Raw genomic sequence first — 15,927 nt, forward strand, 5'->3', positions numbered from 1 at the left:
CTAACGCTATAAACACACAAATGAAATCTTCACTCCAATCAAAGCTTCTGGGAATGATTGTCTTGCTTTCAGGTACTATAACTGTCAAAGCGCAACTAATTCCAACTGAACTGCAAACACCCGATATCGTATCCGTTAACAGGATGCCGATGCGGGCCGAGGCGTATGCTTATGAAAATAATGCGCTGGCTGCTAAACGACAAAAAGAAAACTCAGCTTATTTCATGTCTTTAAATGGGATGTGGAAATTTAACTGGGTGCAGGATCCTGCAAAAAGACCACTGGATTTTTATAAAACTGATTATAACGATGCAGGATGGAAAGACTTTAAAGTACCTGCTAACTGGGAAACCAATGGTTATGGTTTGCCAATCTATGTGAATCAGCCTTATGAATTTGCAGGTCAGACCAAAAGAGGCGGACGCTTAAATCCTCCTTTTGATATTCCTGTTGATAATAACCCTGTTGGTTCTTACCGTAAAACGGTTGAAGTTCCTGCAAACTGGGATGGCCGTCCGTCAAATATTTATCCATTTAGGAGCAGTTAAATCAGCTTTTTATATCTGGGTGAACGGGAAAAAAGTAGGTTACAGTGAAGATAGTAAACTGGCAGCCGAATTTGATGTTACTAAATATGTAAAACCAGGAAAAAATCTTATTGCCTTAGAAGTATACCGCTGGAGTGATGGTAGTTACCTGGAATGTCAGGATATGTGGCGTATTTCAGGTATAGAGCGTGATGTGTACTTGTATTCGACGCCAAAACTGGATATCCGTGATTTCAGGGTAAACGGTAACCTTAACAAGGAATATACAAACGGTATACTGGACGTACAGGTTAACGTAGACAATTACCGGATGGATCAGAGAACAAATCACAGCAGACCTGATACTTTCTCTGTCGCTCTGGAATTAAATGATGCGGCTGGAAAGTCGATCTGGAAAGAGGCTTCTGCTGCACAAACAGTACTGGGTAATTACCATAAACAACTGGATTTTAAGAAAGAGATTCCTTCAGTTAAACAATGGTCGGCAGAAATCCCTTATTTATATACCCTGAATATCATCCTTAAAAACAGCAAGGGAGCAGTTGTCGAAGTAATTCCACAACGTGTAGGTTTCCGCAGTGTCGAAATTAAAGGCAGCGATTTTCTGGTTAACGGTAAACGTGTTTTTATCAAAGGCGTAAACAGGCACGAACATAATGCTAAGCAAGGACATACGCTGACTCATGCCGATATGCGTAAAGATATGGAGATGATGAAAAAACTCAATATCAATGCTGTGCGTCACTCTCATTATCCTCCAGATCCTTATTGGATGGAACTTTGTGATGAGTATGGTTTATATGTGATCGATGAAGCAAATATTGAGTCACATGGCCGCGGTTATGATCTTGCAGTTACTTTTGCGAATGATAAAACCTGGCGTAATGCCCATTTTGAGCGTATCCGCAGGATGTATGAAAGAGATAAAAACTACCCTTCAGTTGTGACCTGGTCATTAGGGTAGAAGCCGGAAATGGAACGAATATGTACGAAGGTTATAACTGGCTTAAAAACACAGACACTACACGTCCGGTACAATACGAACGTGCGGAAGAAGATTTTAATACCGATATGATTGTACCGCAATATCCAGATCCGAACTGGCTGGTTGAGTATTCAAAAAGTAATGAAACACGTCCTTTAATTATGAGTGAATTTGCTCATATCATGGGAAATAGTTTAGGGAACTATGACGAATACTGGAATGCGATTGAAAACAACCCTAAGTTACAGGGAGGTTTTATCTGGGAGTGGATTGACCAGGGCTTAGATACGGTTAAAAAAGGTAAGCGTATTTTAGCTTATGGTGGTGATTTTCCTTTAGAAGGTCCTGTAAATGAAAATTTCAGCGATAATAACTTCTGCGTAAAAGGTGTGGTTACAGCTTACAGAGGATTGACCCCAATGGCTGTACAGGTTAAAAAAACGCATCAGTTTATCAAAACAACTTATCTTGGGAATTAACCAGATTAAGATTAATAACAGTTATTTCTTCAGAAATATTGACCATACCCAGTTAAACTGGGAGGTGATAGAGAATGGAAAAATCATAGATAAAGGAACGGTTGCAAATCTTGCTGTTGGACCGCGTGCAGAAATCACGGTTGCTTTGCCTGTTAAGTTTAAGCAGCAGGCTGGTAAAGAATATTTTCTGAATGTACATTATGTGCTTAAAGAAGCAGAACCGTTTTTAGAGAAAGGTTATGAAGTAGCTTATGAGCAGTTTGCATTGAATAAAATTGAACCAGCTGCTCAGTTAGCTACAGTTAAAGGAGCTTTACAAATCAATAAAACGGAAGATGTCTATACCGTTTCCGGTAAAGATTTTAAGGTAGAGTTCGATGTAAAAGCAGGTGTTTTGAAAAGCTATTTCCAGCATAATGAACAGTTGTTTGAAAAAGGGCCGGTACCAGCTTATTGGAGAGCACCGACCGATAATGATATCGGTGCTGGATTTAATAAAACCTGCGTAAATGGCGTAATGCGTATCAAAAGTCAAAATTGATTTCCTCAGATTTAAAGCAGAATGCTGATGGCAGTTATACAGCTAACTTTAAAAAGGAATTGTTAGATGGAGAGGCGGCACAGGAATCTTCAATCACTGTTTTTGCTGATGGTACTTTAAAAGTAGATAACCATTTAAAAGCTGTTAAAGGTAAATATCCATTGTTGTTAAGAGTAGGTACTGACCTGGAACTGAAAAAAGAATATGAAAATATTGAGTTTTATGGCAGAGGCCCATGGGAAAATTACTGGGACAGAAAGACGGCTTCTTTAGTTGGTTTATATAAGCAAAAAACGAAAGATCAGTATTTCGCTTATGCACGTCCACAGGAGAGTGGTAATAAAACAGATGTGCGCTGGGTGAATTTTACCAATCAGAAAGGAAAGGGCTTACAGTTTGTTTATGAAAATAACTTATTAAGTTTCTCCGCCTTGCCATATAGTCTGGATGATCTTGATCCTGAACAGGATAAAAAACAATATCATTCTGGTGAATTAACAGAGCGGAACAGCATTTATGTACATATGGATGCACAGCAATCTGGTGTGCAGGGAATTGATAGCTGGGGTTCAAGTCCATTGAAAGAATACCGTGTTCCTTTCGCGGATCAGAATTATAGTTACTGGATTAAGCCGATTAAATAGAAAGATCGGCTAATGTAGCGTATAAACCCCTCTGAATTATTTATTCAGAGGGGTTTTAATTTAAGTAGAAAATCTGCTGAATTTAAGTCTGGAAATCCTCCGAAATAATCTTCTCTATATTTCTTTCTGCAATCGCAGTAATTGTTACAAAAGGATTTACCCCGGTACTGCCCGGTAGTAAAGATCCATCACAGGTATACAATTTTTCATATCCTTTGAACCTGCCATATAAATCTGTCGCCCTGCCTATAACGCAGCCGCCTAAGGGATGATAACAAATCTCCCCGTTAATCCCGTTTTTAAATAATAAACGGGCGTATGTGCCTCCATTTTCTTTATTTAATTTATCCATCAGCTTTTTTACACCAGCCATTGCATCTGTACTGAAATTTTCAAGGACTTTTAAGTGCACTTGATTGGTCAGACTGTTATAACTGAATTTTCCGCGGTTAGGGTTTTTAGTAATCGCCAGATACAGAGAAGTCCAGGTCTCCATTTTCATAGGCATTGGTGAGATTTCTGCAAAAACCGGATGTTCTTTGTTGTCCCAGTCATCAATTGCCATGGTCGGAATACAGGATTGTTTACTGCCTGTACCTGGTTTGATGAAGTTTCGGCCAGCCATTACATTTCCATTGTTTCCCCATCCTTCTCCTACCTGGTGATTAAGACGGGGCAATGTACCTGTTGCTTTTGCTCTAACCATGAGCTGAGAAGTTCCCATGCTTCCGGCACAAACAAAAAGATAATCACAATTGAAATCCCGGGCAAACTCTGTATTCCCTTCAGTATTCAGTTTATCTACTTCCAGCTGTACCCTTTATCAGTTTGATGAATAGATCTTACACTGTGCAGAGGTCTGATTTCGACCTTATTTGTTTTTAATGCAGCAGCAAGATAAGTTTTGTCTAAACTCTGTTTGCCTGCATTATTTCCATAAACTACCTCACCATTTAAAGCAGACTGATAGACTTCTTTTCTGCTTTCTTTCTCCATATAGCCAAAATCATAGACGTTAGGTACAAAAACTGTTTTATAACCAGCTTTATGTGCCTGATCCCGTGCTGTACGAGCAAATTTATAATAGGGGGTAGACTCGAAAAACTCAGGTGAAATAGAATTGACTTTGAGCATTTGATTAGCCAGAGGGAAGTATTTATCATACATTTCACCAGCGTTGATTTCCGGAAGGATAGTTTCGAAATATGCCCTTTTTGGTACAACAGCCATTCCTCCGTTAACCAGCGATCCTCCGCCAACACCTCTGCCCACATAAACTTTCAGGTTATCATAGTCCAGTCTGTCCAGTACGCTGTATACTTTTTAAAGGTAAAGACATTGGCGAAAGGAAGGATACTATGAGATTTCAACCAGGTAGAACGTTTATCAGGGAAAATCAATTTGGAGAAGGTATTATGATCTTTACTGGCAGGCCAGTCCATGCCCATTTCAAGCATGAGCACCTGAATCCCTTTTTCGGCCATGCGTAAAGCCGCAACCGCAGCACCGTAACCGGTACCGATAACAATTACCCGATGGTGTTCAGTCTCTTTTTTTGAAGGCATAGGAAAGGCAGATCCTATTTTTGAGGTGGTCAGTCCGATGCCGAGTACGATATTGTTTTTGATAAACTGTTTACGATCCATCTGTTCTGTTAAATTGTTTGATGAAAAACTATTAAACAAAATTGATGCCTGTAAATCAGAATTGTGAAAACAGTTCTGACCTGAACTGTTTTCACACCTATAACTATTGAATAGCTATTTTTTCAATAATTTCTTCCAGTTGAGGTTCAAGCTCCAGATACCGTTCAAATAAAGTAACTTGATTTTTTGTTCTGGCCAGATTATGGCCTTCATATTTTTCGCCATAATAAATATCATTTTGAAGATAATCAGCCAGAAAGCGGATGGCTTGCATGTAAATCAGGAACTTACCTGCATAGATGAAATAGCTTTTCTCTGTAGGTGTTAACACATCACCCATTTCCTCCATATAGCCATCATATATGGCTTTAAAGAAATCCTTTCTGACATTTATTTTAGTCAGGTCTGTTTCTTCTTCATTAGCAGAAGATAAATAGGTTCTCATCATGTCACCGACATCACTGATAAAATAACCAGGCATTACAGTATCCAGATCTATTACACAGATCCCTTTATTCTGCTGGTCAAAAAGAACATTGTTGATTTTGGTGTCGTGGTGGATTACCCTTAGTGGAATCTCATTGCGTTCTACTATGTTTTTATAAGTAGTCACAATATCCACATGTGCCATGATGAAAATGATTAAATCTTTAGACTTCTCTTTCGCTCTGCGGATGCATTTTCTACAGCCGCAGCAAACTGATCGAACCTTAAAGTCAGGTTATGGAAATCAGGCAGAGTAATATGCAGTTGTTTAACATCAAAATCATTCAGCAATTTAGAAAATCTTCCAAACTGTTTAGCACCTTCATAAGCTTCTTCTTTTTTGTTTAATACATTCAAAGAATGTGAATTCTCCACAAAAGGAAATAACCTGAAATATCCTTCTGGCGTTTCAATCAATGAATCGCCTGATAGTCCAGGGAGTGGAGATACAAAAAGATATTCAGGATGTGCTTTACTCAGATAAGACTTGAGTTCTGCTAAATTCTGATCTATGTCAAGCGGCTTTTTAAAAACAGATTGGTTGACCTGTTGTAAAATATATCCGTTAGCTTTAGTGGTTACTTTCCAGGTACGATTGATGAGACCATCTCCAAATAATTGTACGTCACTTTCAACAGGTTGAATTCCGTACAATGGTAAAATCTTATCAAACATAGATTAGGCGCGAGTTTTTTTTTATCGTAAACTCAAACTTAATCAATTTCGCTATCAGATTGTTGTGCAAACGTTTGTGTAAATTTATTTCTCTTTGCCGATGATTAGTTCAGATTCTACAACTACGTTATAATAAGCTGTTTCTGCTTCAGAATCGCCTTTTGGTTTGTTAATCAGATCGAGTAAAATATCTGCTGCTTTCTTACCCTGCTTATATGGGAATTGTTCAACAGAAGCAATTGGCGTGAAGTCCATATAATTGATTAATGGAAGGTTCGCATAACTTACAAAATCAATATCCTTATTGATCTGTATGTTTAAAGAACGTGCATAACGGATCGCAAATAGTGCCACATAATCATTGAAAGTCACAATTGCTGTAGGCTTGCGTTTATGATTCAGGAAGTTGTCCATAGACTCAATGGTTCCTGCTTCTGTCAGATCGCAGTTCAGCATTAATGAAGGGTCAAATTTCAACCTGTGGGAGGTCATAGCCTTGATATAACCGTTTTTTTCCTTTCCGTACTGGCAACCAAGTTGGTTGGGCCATTGATCATGCCGATTGTCCGGTGACCTTTCTTTAATAAGAAGTTAACTGCTTCATAAGTACCCGATTCCAGGTTAGAAGCTACAAAATGTATGTTTTTAACAGGAGGGATGCGGTCGAAAAATACAATAGGAATATTTGACTTTTTAAAAGCTTCAAAATGCTCGTACGTATTCGTGGTTTTCGATACAGAAATTAACAACCCGTCTACGCGCTGCATCTTCATCTTTTCGATGAGTAATTTCTCTCTGTCAGCATCGTCATGTGATTGTGCAAGCAGTACTGTATAGTTTCTCTTATAAGCGATATCTTCAATTCCGCTGATAGCCGCTGAGAAAAAAGATTCAGCAAGTTCGGGCAAAATAACGCCTATAGTATGCGATTTACCCTGTAAAAATTGAATAGCTCTTTGATTAGGTTCATAGTTGAGTTCCTTGGCCATTTTTTTTACCCGCATTTTAGTGATTAAACCTATGCTGGAATGGTCATTCAAAGCTCTCGAAACGGTAGAAACTGATATATCGAGAAGTTTGGCTATTTCTTTTATAGTGGTTGGTTTATCTGACATTTGTTCCAAATGTTGCAATTATCTTTTAATATAAGTAATAAAAATGATTAAAAAAAAAGCCCCGGCTATTATTGCCAGGGCCAATTGTTATTATCAAATGATAAATACTTCCTAATCATGGAAGAAGAATCAAATTGGTTTTAAGGTAATTGACTGAAATCGATCACCGGATGTGCAGCTCCTGTTGACGGTCTGTTGAAATTTTGCTTTAAAGCGACAGCGTCACTAAAGAAACCACCGTTTCTTAAAAAGAACTGATTACCGTTTACACCCCCTCCAACATCTTTTCTATAACCTCTGTTAGCGATATCGTCACCGGTAAACTTCATACCTGTGATTTCTGTCCAGTTGCCATTGGTATCTATTGCCCATTGATTTCCATAATTAGCTTTTTCGCTCTATGTTGCCCATTTCTGAATTAAAGTTTTCCAGGAACGAATACATGCCTTTTAATCTTGTATTAGTGGCCGGACGTTCAAAACTTGCAATTAATGTCCAGCTTCCATCTGCAGGTTTAAAATAAGAAGTATAAACGGTTTTATTAGTCGTAGCGTCTGGTTGTGCACGCGTTAGAAAAGCATAGGTTTTACCCGCTACCCATGGATAGATCAGGTAACTTTGTCCTCCTGAACCTTCATTTCCAAATTCGCCACTGTGTACATCTGCGCCTTTTTTAATCAGCTTGATTTTTTTGTCATCAGGTATCGTTGCAGGATCATCAGTAGGGAATGGGCTCCATAGCGAAAACAATACTCTGCGTTCAGTAGCCGAATTTACCTGGATACCGAAATAACCTTCTCCAAAACCATTAGACATGAAATAAGAACCTATCGGATCAGAACCTACAGGAACATTGATCTCATTGTAAAACCATTCTACATTGTTTTTAATTGCATCAGGAATTACGTAGTTTACATGCACTGAAGGCCCTCTGCGGCCCCAGTAGAAACGTGAATCAATGTTGTCTTTTACATATGATACTGAATCTGTCACTGGTTTTCCAATGATAACCAAATCAGAAACATCACCAAAATAATTCCCGGTTTTACTTACACCCTGTATATCGAATTTGACATACCCCTTTGCAGTGATATTAAAATTTCCAACCGCTACAGTGTCAAAAGCTGTATTTGAGGTGGTTGCCGTAATAGATTGTGTACCGGTTGATACTTTAAAAGTACTGTTGCCGCCAGGAACTTTCATTCTTAGTTTAACCGTTACAATACCAGGAGCTTCAGTTCTGAAATAAACACTGGTTACTGCATTGGCATTAGTCCAGTTAGCCAGGCCACTGGTATTGATCACTTCACTTGCAGTTGTTTTTACCCAGGCGTTTCCACCTAAAGCGATTGCGATTTTTGGCCCTGTTGCTACAAAGTCGGTAATTTCTTTGCGTTTTGTGTTGTCACCTTCATTGACGATACTCTTTTTACAAGAGGTCGCAATCACAAGGGACAGCAGGGATAATGATAAGATAATTGTTTTCATAGGTTAGATGGTTTTAGTTGGAATATTAAAGTTTTTGCACCCTGATTGTTAATCAGGGTGCAAAAACAGTATGGTTTAAGGATTTTGAACCAAATTAGGGTTAAGCGTAATATCATTTTCAGGAATAAAGTAAATAACGCGTGGATCAGTATAAGGAACTTCCTGTGTGGTTTGTCCTGAAGCCAGATGTGTACCAGGGTAATCTCTGAACATGGTTCTCTTGTTTCTGAAAACATCGAATTTACGCTGAGACTCAAAAGCGAATTCCAGTCTTCGTTCATCAAGTATTACGTCCAGAACATTTGTATATCCCATCATATTACCTGAAGAAAATAAAGCATTCCCGCTTAACCCTGCGCGGCTTCTGATCACATTAACATCAGTCAATGCATCATCTGGTCTGCCCAGCTGGAAAGCAGATTCTGCTCTTGTTAAGTACATTTCAGCTAGCCTTACTACCACAGGAGAACTTAAAGTTTCATAACCTTCCTGGAATGAGTATTTATTGATGAAATATTTAGGATAACCATTTCTTTTTTGAAGAACAGGAATGCCTTGCGGATCTTTCTTTATGGTACCATCATCATTTTTTTCATATTGTGGAACCACAAACGAATTGCGTAAATCTTCGGGAAATTTATTTACTAAGTTTCTGTAAGTCTGTGAAGCATACATTTCGCCATAGCCAATTGCACCACCCCAGTACATTGAGCCAATCGCATCATCAAGACGGTCGTCTTTTAGTACATGCCTGATTGCAAAAATGGTCTCTGAATTTCCTTCAGGGACATTGGTGAAATATTTTGGATAACCTGCTGAGGGCATTAATGAATAGCGTCCGCTTTTGATTACCTGATCTGCATAATCAAAAGCATTTTTGTAATCTCCCATATACAGATAAACTCTGCTCAATAGGGCCATAGCTACTTCTTTAGACGCGAAGTTATTATTTTTAGTGCTGTTCATCAGTTTGATGGACTTTAACAAATCGCTGATTACTAAAGCATAGACTTCTTTTACTTTTGACCTGGCAGGCAATTCTGCAACAACAGTATTGGTTTTAAGCATTATTCCCAGAGACTCACCATTATCATCGGTATAAGGGCGTCCAAAGAATTTGACAAGATCAAAATTAACCATTGCTCTTAAAAAAAATAATTCTCTCCAAGCAGCTGATTTCTTACCGGGTCCTGGCTCTCTGCCACTTTCTCAATCACTACATTGGTACCAAAGACAGCCTGGTATGCTTTACGCCAGAAGTTTTCTACATTTCCCTGATTTTTTTGGTGCTGGTAATTATAAGCATAAAACAGTGGGTCTGTAGTCGTACCACTTAGTGAAACGTTATCACTCGCATATTCAGAAAAAATATGATAATTACGCACATAATACGGGTCTTTAATATAAATATAAGTACCAATAGTAGCTGATTGCAGACCTTCAATGGTACTTACAACCGTTTCATCAGTAATCCCTGCATATGGAGCCAGGGTCAGATCTTTTTTACAGGCAGTAAACGACACAATAAGTGCCATAGCCAATATTGTTTTATATCCTTTATTCATTTTGTGATTTTTAAAATTTTATAACTTAAAATCCGATATTAACTCCAAACAGAAATTTTTTGCTTATTGGATATTTGGTGCCGCTAACACCGCTGTTATTTGTGTTTGCTTCTAAATCGGAAACCTCTGGGTCCATACCAGAAAATTTGGTAAGAGTGACCAGGTTATCTGCACTTACATAAATTCTCAGGTTGGAAACCTTAAGTCTTTTAATTATAGCGTCAGAGAAATTATATCCCAGAGTAATATTCCTTAATCTCAGGTAAGAACCATCTTCCAGAAATCTTGAAGAAGGTTTGTTGGATAATTTATTTCCGTTAACTACTGCTTTAGGATGTGTGGCAATATCGCCTGGATTTTCCCATCTGTTCCATCCATCTTTTAAGACCATCGAGTTGTATTGCGGATATGCACCATCAGCATCAAATACTTCGCGGTTGGAATTGTAAATTTTATTCCCGTAAACAAAATTGAAAAACGTATTCAAACTGAAGTTTTTGTAAGTGAACTCATTGCCCATACCACCAGTGAATTTTGGCGATGAGGTACCCACGTATCTTCTGTCAGCAGAGTTATAACTGTTAGTTGTTGTAGTAGTACCATCAGCTTTAGTCATATACCATAGGGGGTCACCGTTTTTAGGGTCAACACCTGCCCATTCCCTGGTATACCAAGAATTCAGATCGTGGCCTACCGCAATACGCTGGTTGTAAAATTTGTCAATCGGCTCACCTTCATGAAGTTTAATAACCTTGTTCTTATTAAATCCAATATTAAAACTAGTGTTCCATTTGAATTCGCCGGTAAGGTTTTTAGTATTCAGTTCAATGTCAATTCCTCTATTTCTGATTGAACCAATGTTTTGCGTCAGTTTATAAAAGCCGGTTGCACTAGAAAGAGGAACATCAATGATCAGATCTTTATTGGTCCTCTGATAAAGATCAACATTTAATTCTATCCTGTTCCATAAACCGATGTTACCACCAAAATTGATTGTTGTAGGTGTTTCCCAAGTTAGGTTTGGATTGGCTAAGGAAGATGGGTAACCTCCTGGAATGTTTGCATATTGAACATTAAAGGTGTATAAGGGTAATGAGCCGTAATCTGAATTTGGTGTATTACCAGTAACTCCATAACTACCACGCAATTTCAGATTGGTAATCACTTTTGATTTAAAGAATTTTTCATTAGAAATGAGCCATCCGCCAGCAACTGAGTAAAACAAACCAAATTTATGGTTTCCACCGAACTTGGATGAACCATCATTACGTAAAGAAACTGTTCCAAAATAGCGGTTATCATAATTATAATCGGCCATAAAAAGTTCCGAGATAAAACGGCTCTTTGACTTACTCCCTAATAAAGATTTTGCAGTTGCAGTTGCATCCAGGATTTCAAGGCCTGGCTGTATGCCATAACCTGTCCCGTCGATGTTATCTACATAATTCTGCTGGTATTCAAAACCTCCAATACCGGAGAAGTTGTGTTTACCAATGCTATAAGAAGCATTAAATAAATTGGATGTAAGTACAGAATTAGAATAGTTATACAAGTTCCTCAGTTCTCCTGAATTTGCTTTTCCTGTAGGTGTACGTGCATCAGTCAGGATTTCCTGTCTGGAATTGCTAGTTGTGTACCTGTTTGAAGTGGTGAAATTTAGCCAATTATTGATTTTGTATTCTAGTTTTAAATCACCTGCTAAAGTCTGGGTCCTTGTATTATCGACATTATAATCGCTTAAAAATACAAAATTGCTTTTGTCGCGGCCATACCACTGACTTTCCTGATCTATATATCTGGGAGTCCCGTCAGCATTGTATGGATTATCCCAGGGTACGTTTGTATAAGCCTGGTAAAGGGCGCCACTCTGATCATTGGTTCTTTTACCAAAGCCAGCATTAATCCTGGTTGTGATTTTTAGACGGTCATTAATTTTGTGATCAAGATTAACCCTGAAGTTTATGTTGTTAATTCCGGTATTGATGAGTGTACCTTTTTCATCATAATAATCGGCACCGATATAAAAGTGAGTTTTTTCATCACCGCCCGAAATATTAATATTCTGACTATTTGTATAAGCCTGTCTGAATGCGAGATCTCTCCAGTTTGTATTATCAGGAGTTGTTGGAAGAAATCCAGATAAATAATCTGAAGTTTTTAATGGCAATTGCTTTTGTGTCAGATAGTCATCTATTTGCTGCTGTGTTGGGTTAGGGGTTAAAGCAGTAAGCTGTTTGATGAAATTAGCCCTTTTTGCATTATAATCATTAGTGTACAAATAAGTGCTGAAATCGAGTAACTGCTGACCGTTCATTAATTTGAAATTTCCCTGGGAAGAGTATTAACCCCGTAAGATCCGCTATAGTTAACTCTTGTCTTACCACTTTTCCCTTGTTTGGTTGTGATAACGATTACTCCGTTTGCTGCTCTGGAACCGTAAAGTCCAGTTGCGCCAGCATCCTTCAGTACCGTAATAGATTCAATATCTCTTGGATTAGCTGTACCGCCTATTACACCGTCAACTACGGTAAGTGGTTCTGCACCAGCACTGAATGTGCCTGTTCCCCTGATACGTATAGTTGGTGTTGCCCCAGGCTGGCCGGAAGCAGATGAAACAGCAACCCCCGCTGCTTTTCCCTGTAAAAGGTTAGCTGCATTATTACTGGTTACATCTAAAAGCTGTTTGGCTGATACTGTAGATACAGAACTTACAATCTGTGATTTGCTTTTTGAGGTATAACCTACCACAACAACCTCATCCATCAGTTTGGCATCAGGTTTAAGGCTTACATTGACTACGTTTTTACCTGATACGGCAACATCCTGCTGCGTATATCCGATATAACTGAATTCTAAGATTACATCAGTGGTAGTTTTCAAAGCAAATTTACCGCTGCCGTCGGTAATTGTACCGTTTGTTGTTTTCTTTACTTTAACAGATACTCCAGGCATCGGCAGACCCTGTTCGTCTGTAACTGTTCCTGTAACCGGAGTTTGAGCCAAGGCAATGCCTGAACAAAGTGTGAGTAGTAAGATTGTTATTGACTTGGTTAGTTGATTGTAGGAAAGCTGCTTAAGCTTGCCTAAACGTTGGAAAACCCGGTTTAGAACCAGATTAATCGGTGTGTAGAGTTTTGTCATGCAAGATGAAGGTTAAGACTTGGTTAGTAATCCTATGAAGAGGTTTTCCGATAGCTTTTCATTAGGAATGATTGAAGATATAAAGCAATGGGGATGCCTGCGGTATTTAAAAGGCTCTAAATCCACGCAAACGTTTGATATGTTTCATTCATGTAGTCTGATAGCCAAAAAAAAAAAAAACAGAGAAACTGACTGTATTTATCGTATTTATTCTAATGAGTTGTAAATCCCTGAAAAATTAACTGTTTTTAAACTTTAGTCTGATTTTTAGCTTTGTTTTTCAGGGAAACCTTGTTTTTTGGAGACGTTTATCTATACACAAACCTCTTGATTTAGTATAAGCAAACGTTTGCGTGATAATTAAGGACTCTCACTTCATAGCTTGGAAGGAAAATTTATACCTTGTAATCATAAAGAAACTGTTTAAAGCTGAACTAATAAAATTGTTTACAGCTTATAACAATAGGTATAACTAACCAAAAACCTTAAGCGTCAGTTCGATCATATTTGAATGCGCTCTTACTAAAACAATAAATGGACAGGAGAGAAATCTTTAATATTCTTTTTAAAGGAAGTTCAGTATACGAGCCAATTGTTCCGGAACCAGATCCGGTTTTGGCAACTCCTGCACATTTAAAAACCAATCAGACAATTCCGGTTTTTAAAGAATGGACAGCTAGACCAGCCGGGGGTAGTTTAATCTCGGTCTTTCTACTGAATATGCCTTTACTGTTACAATAGATTTAAATTATCCTGCGAAAGCAGATAGTTCTCAGCAGGCAATGACCCCAATACATCTTATTATGGGTATCAAAAACGGTGAAAAGATCCCTATAAAGATAGGTCTCAATGAACAAGGCTATCTTTTTATAGATCAAGTGATTGATTTGAGAGCCATTGCAAAAGATAAACTGCTTACAGGCGTTCAGCTGGTTTTAACGATGAATCCCCTCGGGATGGGAATGAGCTTCGCAAAACTGAAAATCATGGACAGGGCCGGGCTGACACTTTCTACTTTGAAATCGATGCAGTATACTACTGCAGACTGGGCAGGGGAAATGACTTTAACGGATTCGGATTTTAATTTTTTACGGATTGAAGGCCTGCGTACAGAAATTACAGAAGATAACACACAATTGAAATAATAATATAGCTAACCAATTATCTGAACTAAAAAATTATGAACAGACGAGAATTTTGTAACATCAACTACGCTTACTGCAGCTGCATTGACGATTCTGCCAGAGAAAACACTTTTTGCCAATTATGCAGGAGAGAAAGTTAAAATTGCAATGATTGGCGTTGGTCTGCGCGGGCAAAATCACCTTGCTTTACTTTTAAAAAGGGATGACGTTGAATTAGTCGCTATGTGTGATGTGGATTCAAGAATGCTTGATATGGCTAAAGCTATGGTGACCAAAAGCGGAAAACCAATGCCTAAGATCTTCACAGGCGACAATAATGCATGGAAGAAAATGCTTCAGCTAAAAGATCTGAAGTCTGTTTTAATCGCTACCCCGTGGGAATGGCATAAAGCAATGATTATCGGATCTATTGAAGCAGGTGTAAAATATGTAGCTACTGAAGTGATGCTGGGTATTACCCTTCAGGATCATTGGGATGTGGTTCATGCTGCCGAGAAACATGACGCTCAGGTAATGATGCTTGAAAATGTTTGTTACAGAAGAGATGTTCTGCTGTTTTAAATATGGTAAGACAGGGCATCTTTGGAGAAATTCTTCACTTACAGGGCGGTTATCAGCATGACCTGAGAGAAGTGAAATTTAACGATGGTATCAAACCTTATGGTGGCGGTGTAGAATTCAACGAAAAAGGGTTTTCAGAAGCCAGATGGAGAACAAATCATTCTGTACACCGTAATGGTGAGTTATATCCAACACATGGTATCGGGCCTGTAGCTCAGTGTATCAATATTAACAGAGGAAACAAGTTCCTTAAATTGAATTCATTTGCTACAAAATCCAGAGGTCTGCATAAATATGTAGTAGATAAAGGTGGTGAGAGCCATCCAAATGCAAAGGTTAATTTCAGACTGGGTGATATTGTAACTACGACAATTGACTGTGCAAATGGTGAAACGATTATTCTTCAGCACGACACAAATTCTCCAAGACCATATTCTTTAGGTTTCCGCGTTCAGGGAACGAATGGCTTATGGATGGATATCAATGATAGCGTATATATAGTAGAAGCGTAAGTAAGTAAGCCACACAGATGGGACAGCGCAAAAGAATGGTTAGAGAAATATGATCACCCGCTATGGAAAAAGTATAGCAGTGATGCAGAAGGTGCTGGCCATGGTGGAATGGACTTCTTTGTTTTACATGCCTTTATTGAATCCGTCAAACGTGGAACGCCTACACCATTAGATGTTTATGATGCAGCAGCATGGAGTGCAATTACTCCTTTAAGTGAGCAATCTATAGAATTGGGTAATGAAACTATTGATTTCCCTGATTTTACCAGTGGACAATGGATGACAAGAAAACCTGTTTTCGCGCTGAACGACGATTACTAAGAAAAGAATACACACAACCTTAATAAATAATAAGCCGGTCACCCTTAATTGACCGGCTTTGTCTTAGCTTCAAAA

23 protein-coding genes are annotated in these 15,927 nt (G+C 38.4%); 10 read left to right on the top strand and 13 right to left on the bottom strand.

Features of this window, described 5'->3' with window-relative positions; translation table 11 throughout:
* Nucleotides 1–20 precede the first annotated feature (20 nt).
* Genes ACWYN3_RS39100 through ACWYN3_RS39120 form a run of 5 tightly spaced genes read left to right on the top strand, consistent with a single transcriptional unit; the run spans nt 21 to nt 3,197 of the window.
* Complete coding sequence (locus ACWYN3_RS39100) at nt 21–548, top strand: sugar-binding domain-containing protein (protein WP_456219012.1); 528 nt, start codon at nt 21–23, stop codon at nt 546–548.
* Nucleotides 508–1,512 carry a glycoside hydrolase family 2 protein gene (locus ACWYN3_RS39105; protein ID WP_456219013.1) on the top strand — a complete coding sequence of 335 codons (1,005 nt, stop codon included), beginning with the start codon at nt 508–510 and terminating at the stop codon, nt 1,510–1,512. The genes ACWYN3_RS39100 and ACWYN3_RS39105 overlap by 41 nt, the downstream gene beginning before the upstream one ends.
* The gene (locus tag ACWYN3_RS39110; RefSeq protein WP_456223313.1) at nt 1,503–2,012 is read left to right on the top strand and encodes a glycoside hydrolase family 2 TIM barrel-domain containing protein; all 510 of its coding nucleotides are present in this window, start codon (nt 1,503–1,505) and stop codon (nt 2,010–2,012) included. Before ACWYN3_RS39105 ends, ACWYN3_RS39110 begins: the two co-directional genes overlap by 10 nt.
* The gene (locus ACWYN3_RS39115; RefSeq protein ID WP_456219014.1) at nt 2,002–2,553 is read left to right on the top strand and encodes a beta-galactosidase domain 4-containing protein; all 552 of its coding nucleotides are present in this window, start codon (nt 2,002–2,004) and stop codon (nt 2,551–2,553) included. Before ACWYN3_RS39110 ends, ACWYN3_RS39115 begins: the two co-directional genes overlap by 11 nt.
* A complete protein-coding gene (locus tag ACWYN3_RS39120) occupies nt 2,550–3,197 on the top strand; it encodes a beta-galactosidase small subunit (protein WP_456219015.1) in 648 nt (215 codons plus the stop codon). The genes ACWYN3_RS39115 and ACWYN3_RS39120 overlap by 4 nt, the downstream gene beginning before the upstream one ends.
* An 82-nt stretch (nt 3,198–3,279) precedes the next feature.
* Here the strand turns inward: ACWYN3_RS39120 and ACWYN3_RS39125 are convergent, their stop codons facing one another.
* From ACWYN3_RS39125 to ACWYN3_RS39185, 13 genes are all read right to left on the bottom strand, one after another.
* The gene (locus ACWYN3_RS39125; RefSeq protein ID WP_456219016.1) at nt 3,280–3,921 is read right to left on the bottom strand and encodes a GMC oxidoreductase; all 642 of its coding nucleotides are present in this window, start codon (nt 3,919–3,921) and stop codon (nt 3,280–3,282) included.
* A gap of 77 nt (nt 3,922–3,998) precedes the next feature.
* Nucleotides 3,999–4,469: a hypothetical protein gene (locus ACWYN3_RS39130; RefSeq protein WP_456219017.1), complete on the bottom strand. Its 471-nt coding sequence runs from the start codon at nt 4,467–4,469 to the stop codon at nt 3,999–4,001.
* Between the two features lie 8 nt (nt 4,470–4,477).
* Nucleotides 4,478–4,843, bottom strand: a complete 366-nt coding sequence (locus ACWYN3_RS39135) for a hypothetical protein (RefSeq protein WP_456219018.1) — start codon at nt 4,841–4,843, stop codon at nt 4,478–4,480.
* Nucleotides 4,844–4,946: 103 nt separating this feature from the next.
* Nucleotides 4,947–5,474 carry a phosphotransferase enzyme family protein gene (locus tag ACWYN3_RS39140; RefSeq protein ID WP_456219019.1) on the bottom strand — a complete coding sequence of 176 codons (528 nt, stop codon included), beginning with the start codon at nt 5,472–5,474 and terminating at the stop codon, nt 4,947–4,949.
* Nucleotides 5,475–5,485: 11 nt separating this feature from the next.
* Nucleotides 5,486–6,004: a phosphotransferase gene (locus ACWYN3_RS39145; protein ID WP_456219020.1), complete on the bottom strand. Its 519-nt coding sequence runs from the start codon at nt 6,002–6,004 to the stop codon at nt 5,486–5,488.
* Nucleotides 6,005–6,088: 84 nt separating this feature from the next.
* Nucleotides 6,089–6,460, bottom strand: coding sequence for a substrate-binding domain-containing protein (locus ACWYN3_RS39150; protein WP_456219021.1), 372 nt, complete (start codon nt 6,458–6,460; stop codon nt 6,089–6,091).
* A 32-nt stretch (nt 6,461–6,492) separates the two neighbouring features.
* Nucleotides 6,493–7,119: a LacI family DNA-binding transcriptional regulator gene (locus ACWYN3_RS39155; RefSeq protein WP_456223314.1), complete on the bottom strand. Its 627-nt coding sequence runs from the start codon at nt 7,117–7,119 to the stop codon at nt 6,493–6,495.
* Nucleotides 7,120–7,259: 140 nt separating this feature from the next.
* Nucleotides 7,260–7,448: a DUF3472 domain-containing protein gene (locus tag ACWYN3_RS39160; protein WP_456219022.1), complete on the bottom strand. Its 189-nt coding sequence runs from the start codon at nt 7,446–7,448 to the stop codon at nt 7,260–7,262.
* Between the two features lie 55 nt (nt 7,449–7,503).
* Nucleotides 7,504–8,607: a DUF3472 domain-containing protein gene (locus ACWYN3_RS39165; RefSeq protein ID WP_456219023.1), complete on the bottom strand. Its 1,104-nt coding sequence runs from the start codon at nt 8,605–8,607 to the stop codon at nt 7,504–7,506.
* A gap of 75 nt (nt 8,608–8,682) precedes the next feature.
* Entirely contained in the window at nt 8,683–9,747 is a 1,065-nt protein-coding gene (locus tag ACWYN3_RS39170) for a RagB/SusD family nutrient uptake outer membrane protein (RefSeq protein ID WP_456219024.1), read from the bottom strand.
* Nucleotides 9,748–9,752: 5 nt separating this feature from the next.
* Nucleotides 9,753–10,172: a RagB/SusD family nutrient uptake outer membrane protein gene (locus ACWYN3_RS39175; RefSeq protein WP_456219025.1), complete on the bottom strand. Its 420-nt coding sequence runs from the start codon at nt 10,170–10,172 to the stop codon at nt 9,753–9,755.
* A 25-nt stretch (nt 10,173–10,197) separates the two neighbouring features.
* On the bottom strand, nt 10,198–12,486 hold the full coding sequence (locus ACWYN3_RS39180) for a SusC/RagA family TonB-linked outer membrane protein (RefSeq protein ID WP_456219026.1): 2,289 nt from the start codon (nt 12,484–12,486) through the stop codon (nt 10,198–10,200).
* Complete coding sequence (locus ACWYN3_RS39185; RefSeq protein ID WP_456219027.1) at nt 12,486–13,313, bottom strand: carboxypeptidase-like regulatory domain-containing protein; 828 nt, start codon at nt 13,311–13,313, stop codon at nt 12,486–12,488. The genes ACWYN3_RS39180 and ACWYN3_RS39185 overlap by 1 nt, the downstream gene beginning before the upstream one ends.
* A 534-nt stretch (nt 13,314–13,847) precedes the next feature.
* On the opposite strand from ACWYN3_RS39185, the gene ACWYN3_RS39190 reads away from it, so the two are divergent.
* The 5 genes from ACWYN3_RS39190 to ACWYN3_RS39210 all read left to right on the top strand — a co-directional run bounded on the left by ACWYN3_RS39190 (nt 13,848) and on the right by ACWYN3_RS39210 (nt 15,852).
* Entirely contained in the window at nt 13,848–14,054 is a 207-nt protein-coding gene (locus ACWYN3_RS39190) for a hypothetical protein (protein WP_456219028.1), read from the top strand.
* A 41-nt stretch (nt 14,055–14,095) separates the two neighbouring features.
* Complete coding sequence (locus tag ACWYN3_RS39195; RefSeq protein WP_456219029.1) at nt 14,096–14,458, top strand: hypothetical protein; 363 nt, start codon at nt 14,096–14,098, stop codon at nt 14,456–14,458.
* An 84-nt stretch (nt 14,459–14,542) separates the two neighbouring features.
* Complete coding sequence (locus ACWYN3_RS39200) at nt 14,543–15,019, top strand: Gfo/Idh/MocA family protein (RefSeq protein ID WP_456219030.1); 477 nt, start codon at nt 14,543–14,545, stop codon at nt 15,017–15,019.
* Nucleotides 15,020–15,021: 2 nt separating this feature from the next.
* Nucleotides 15,022–15,531, top strand: a complete 510-nt coding sequence (locus ACWYN3_RS39205; RefSeq protein WP_456219031.1) for a hypothetical protein — start codon at nt 15,022–15,024, stop codon at nt 15,529–15,531.
* 108 nt (nt 15,532–15,639) lie between these two features.
* Nucleotides 15,640–15,852, top strand: coding sequence for a hypothetical protein (locus tag ACWYN3_RS39210; RefSeq protein WP_456219032.1), 213 nt, complete (start codon nt 15,640–15,642; stop codon nt 15,850–15,852).
* Nucleotides 15,853–15,927 lie beyond the last annotated feature (75 nt).

This window comes from Pedobacter sp. NJ-S-72 (assembly GCF_053890575.1).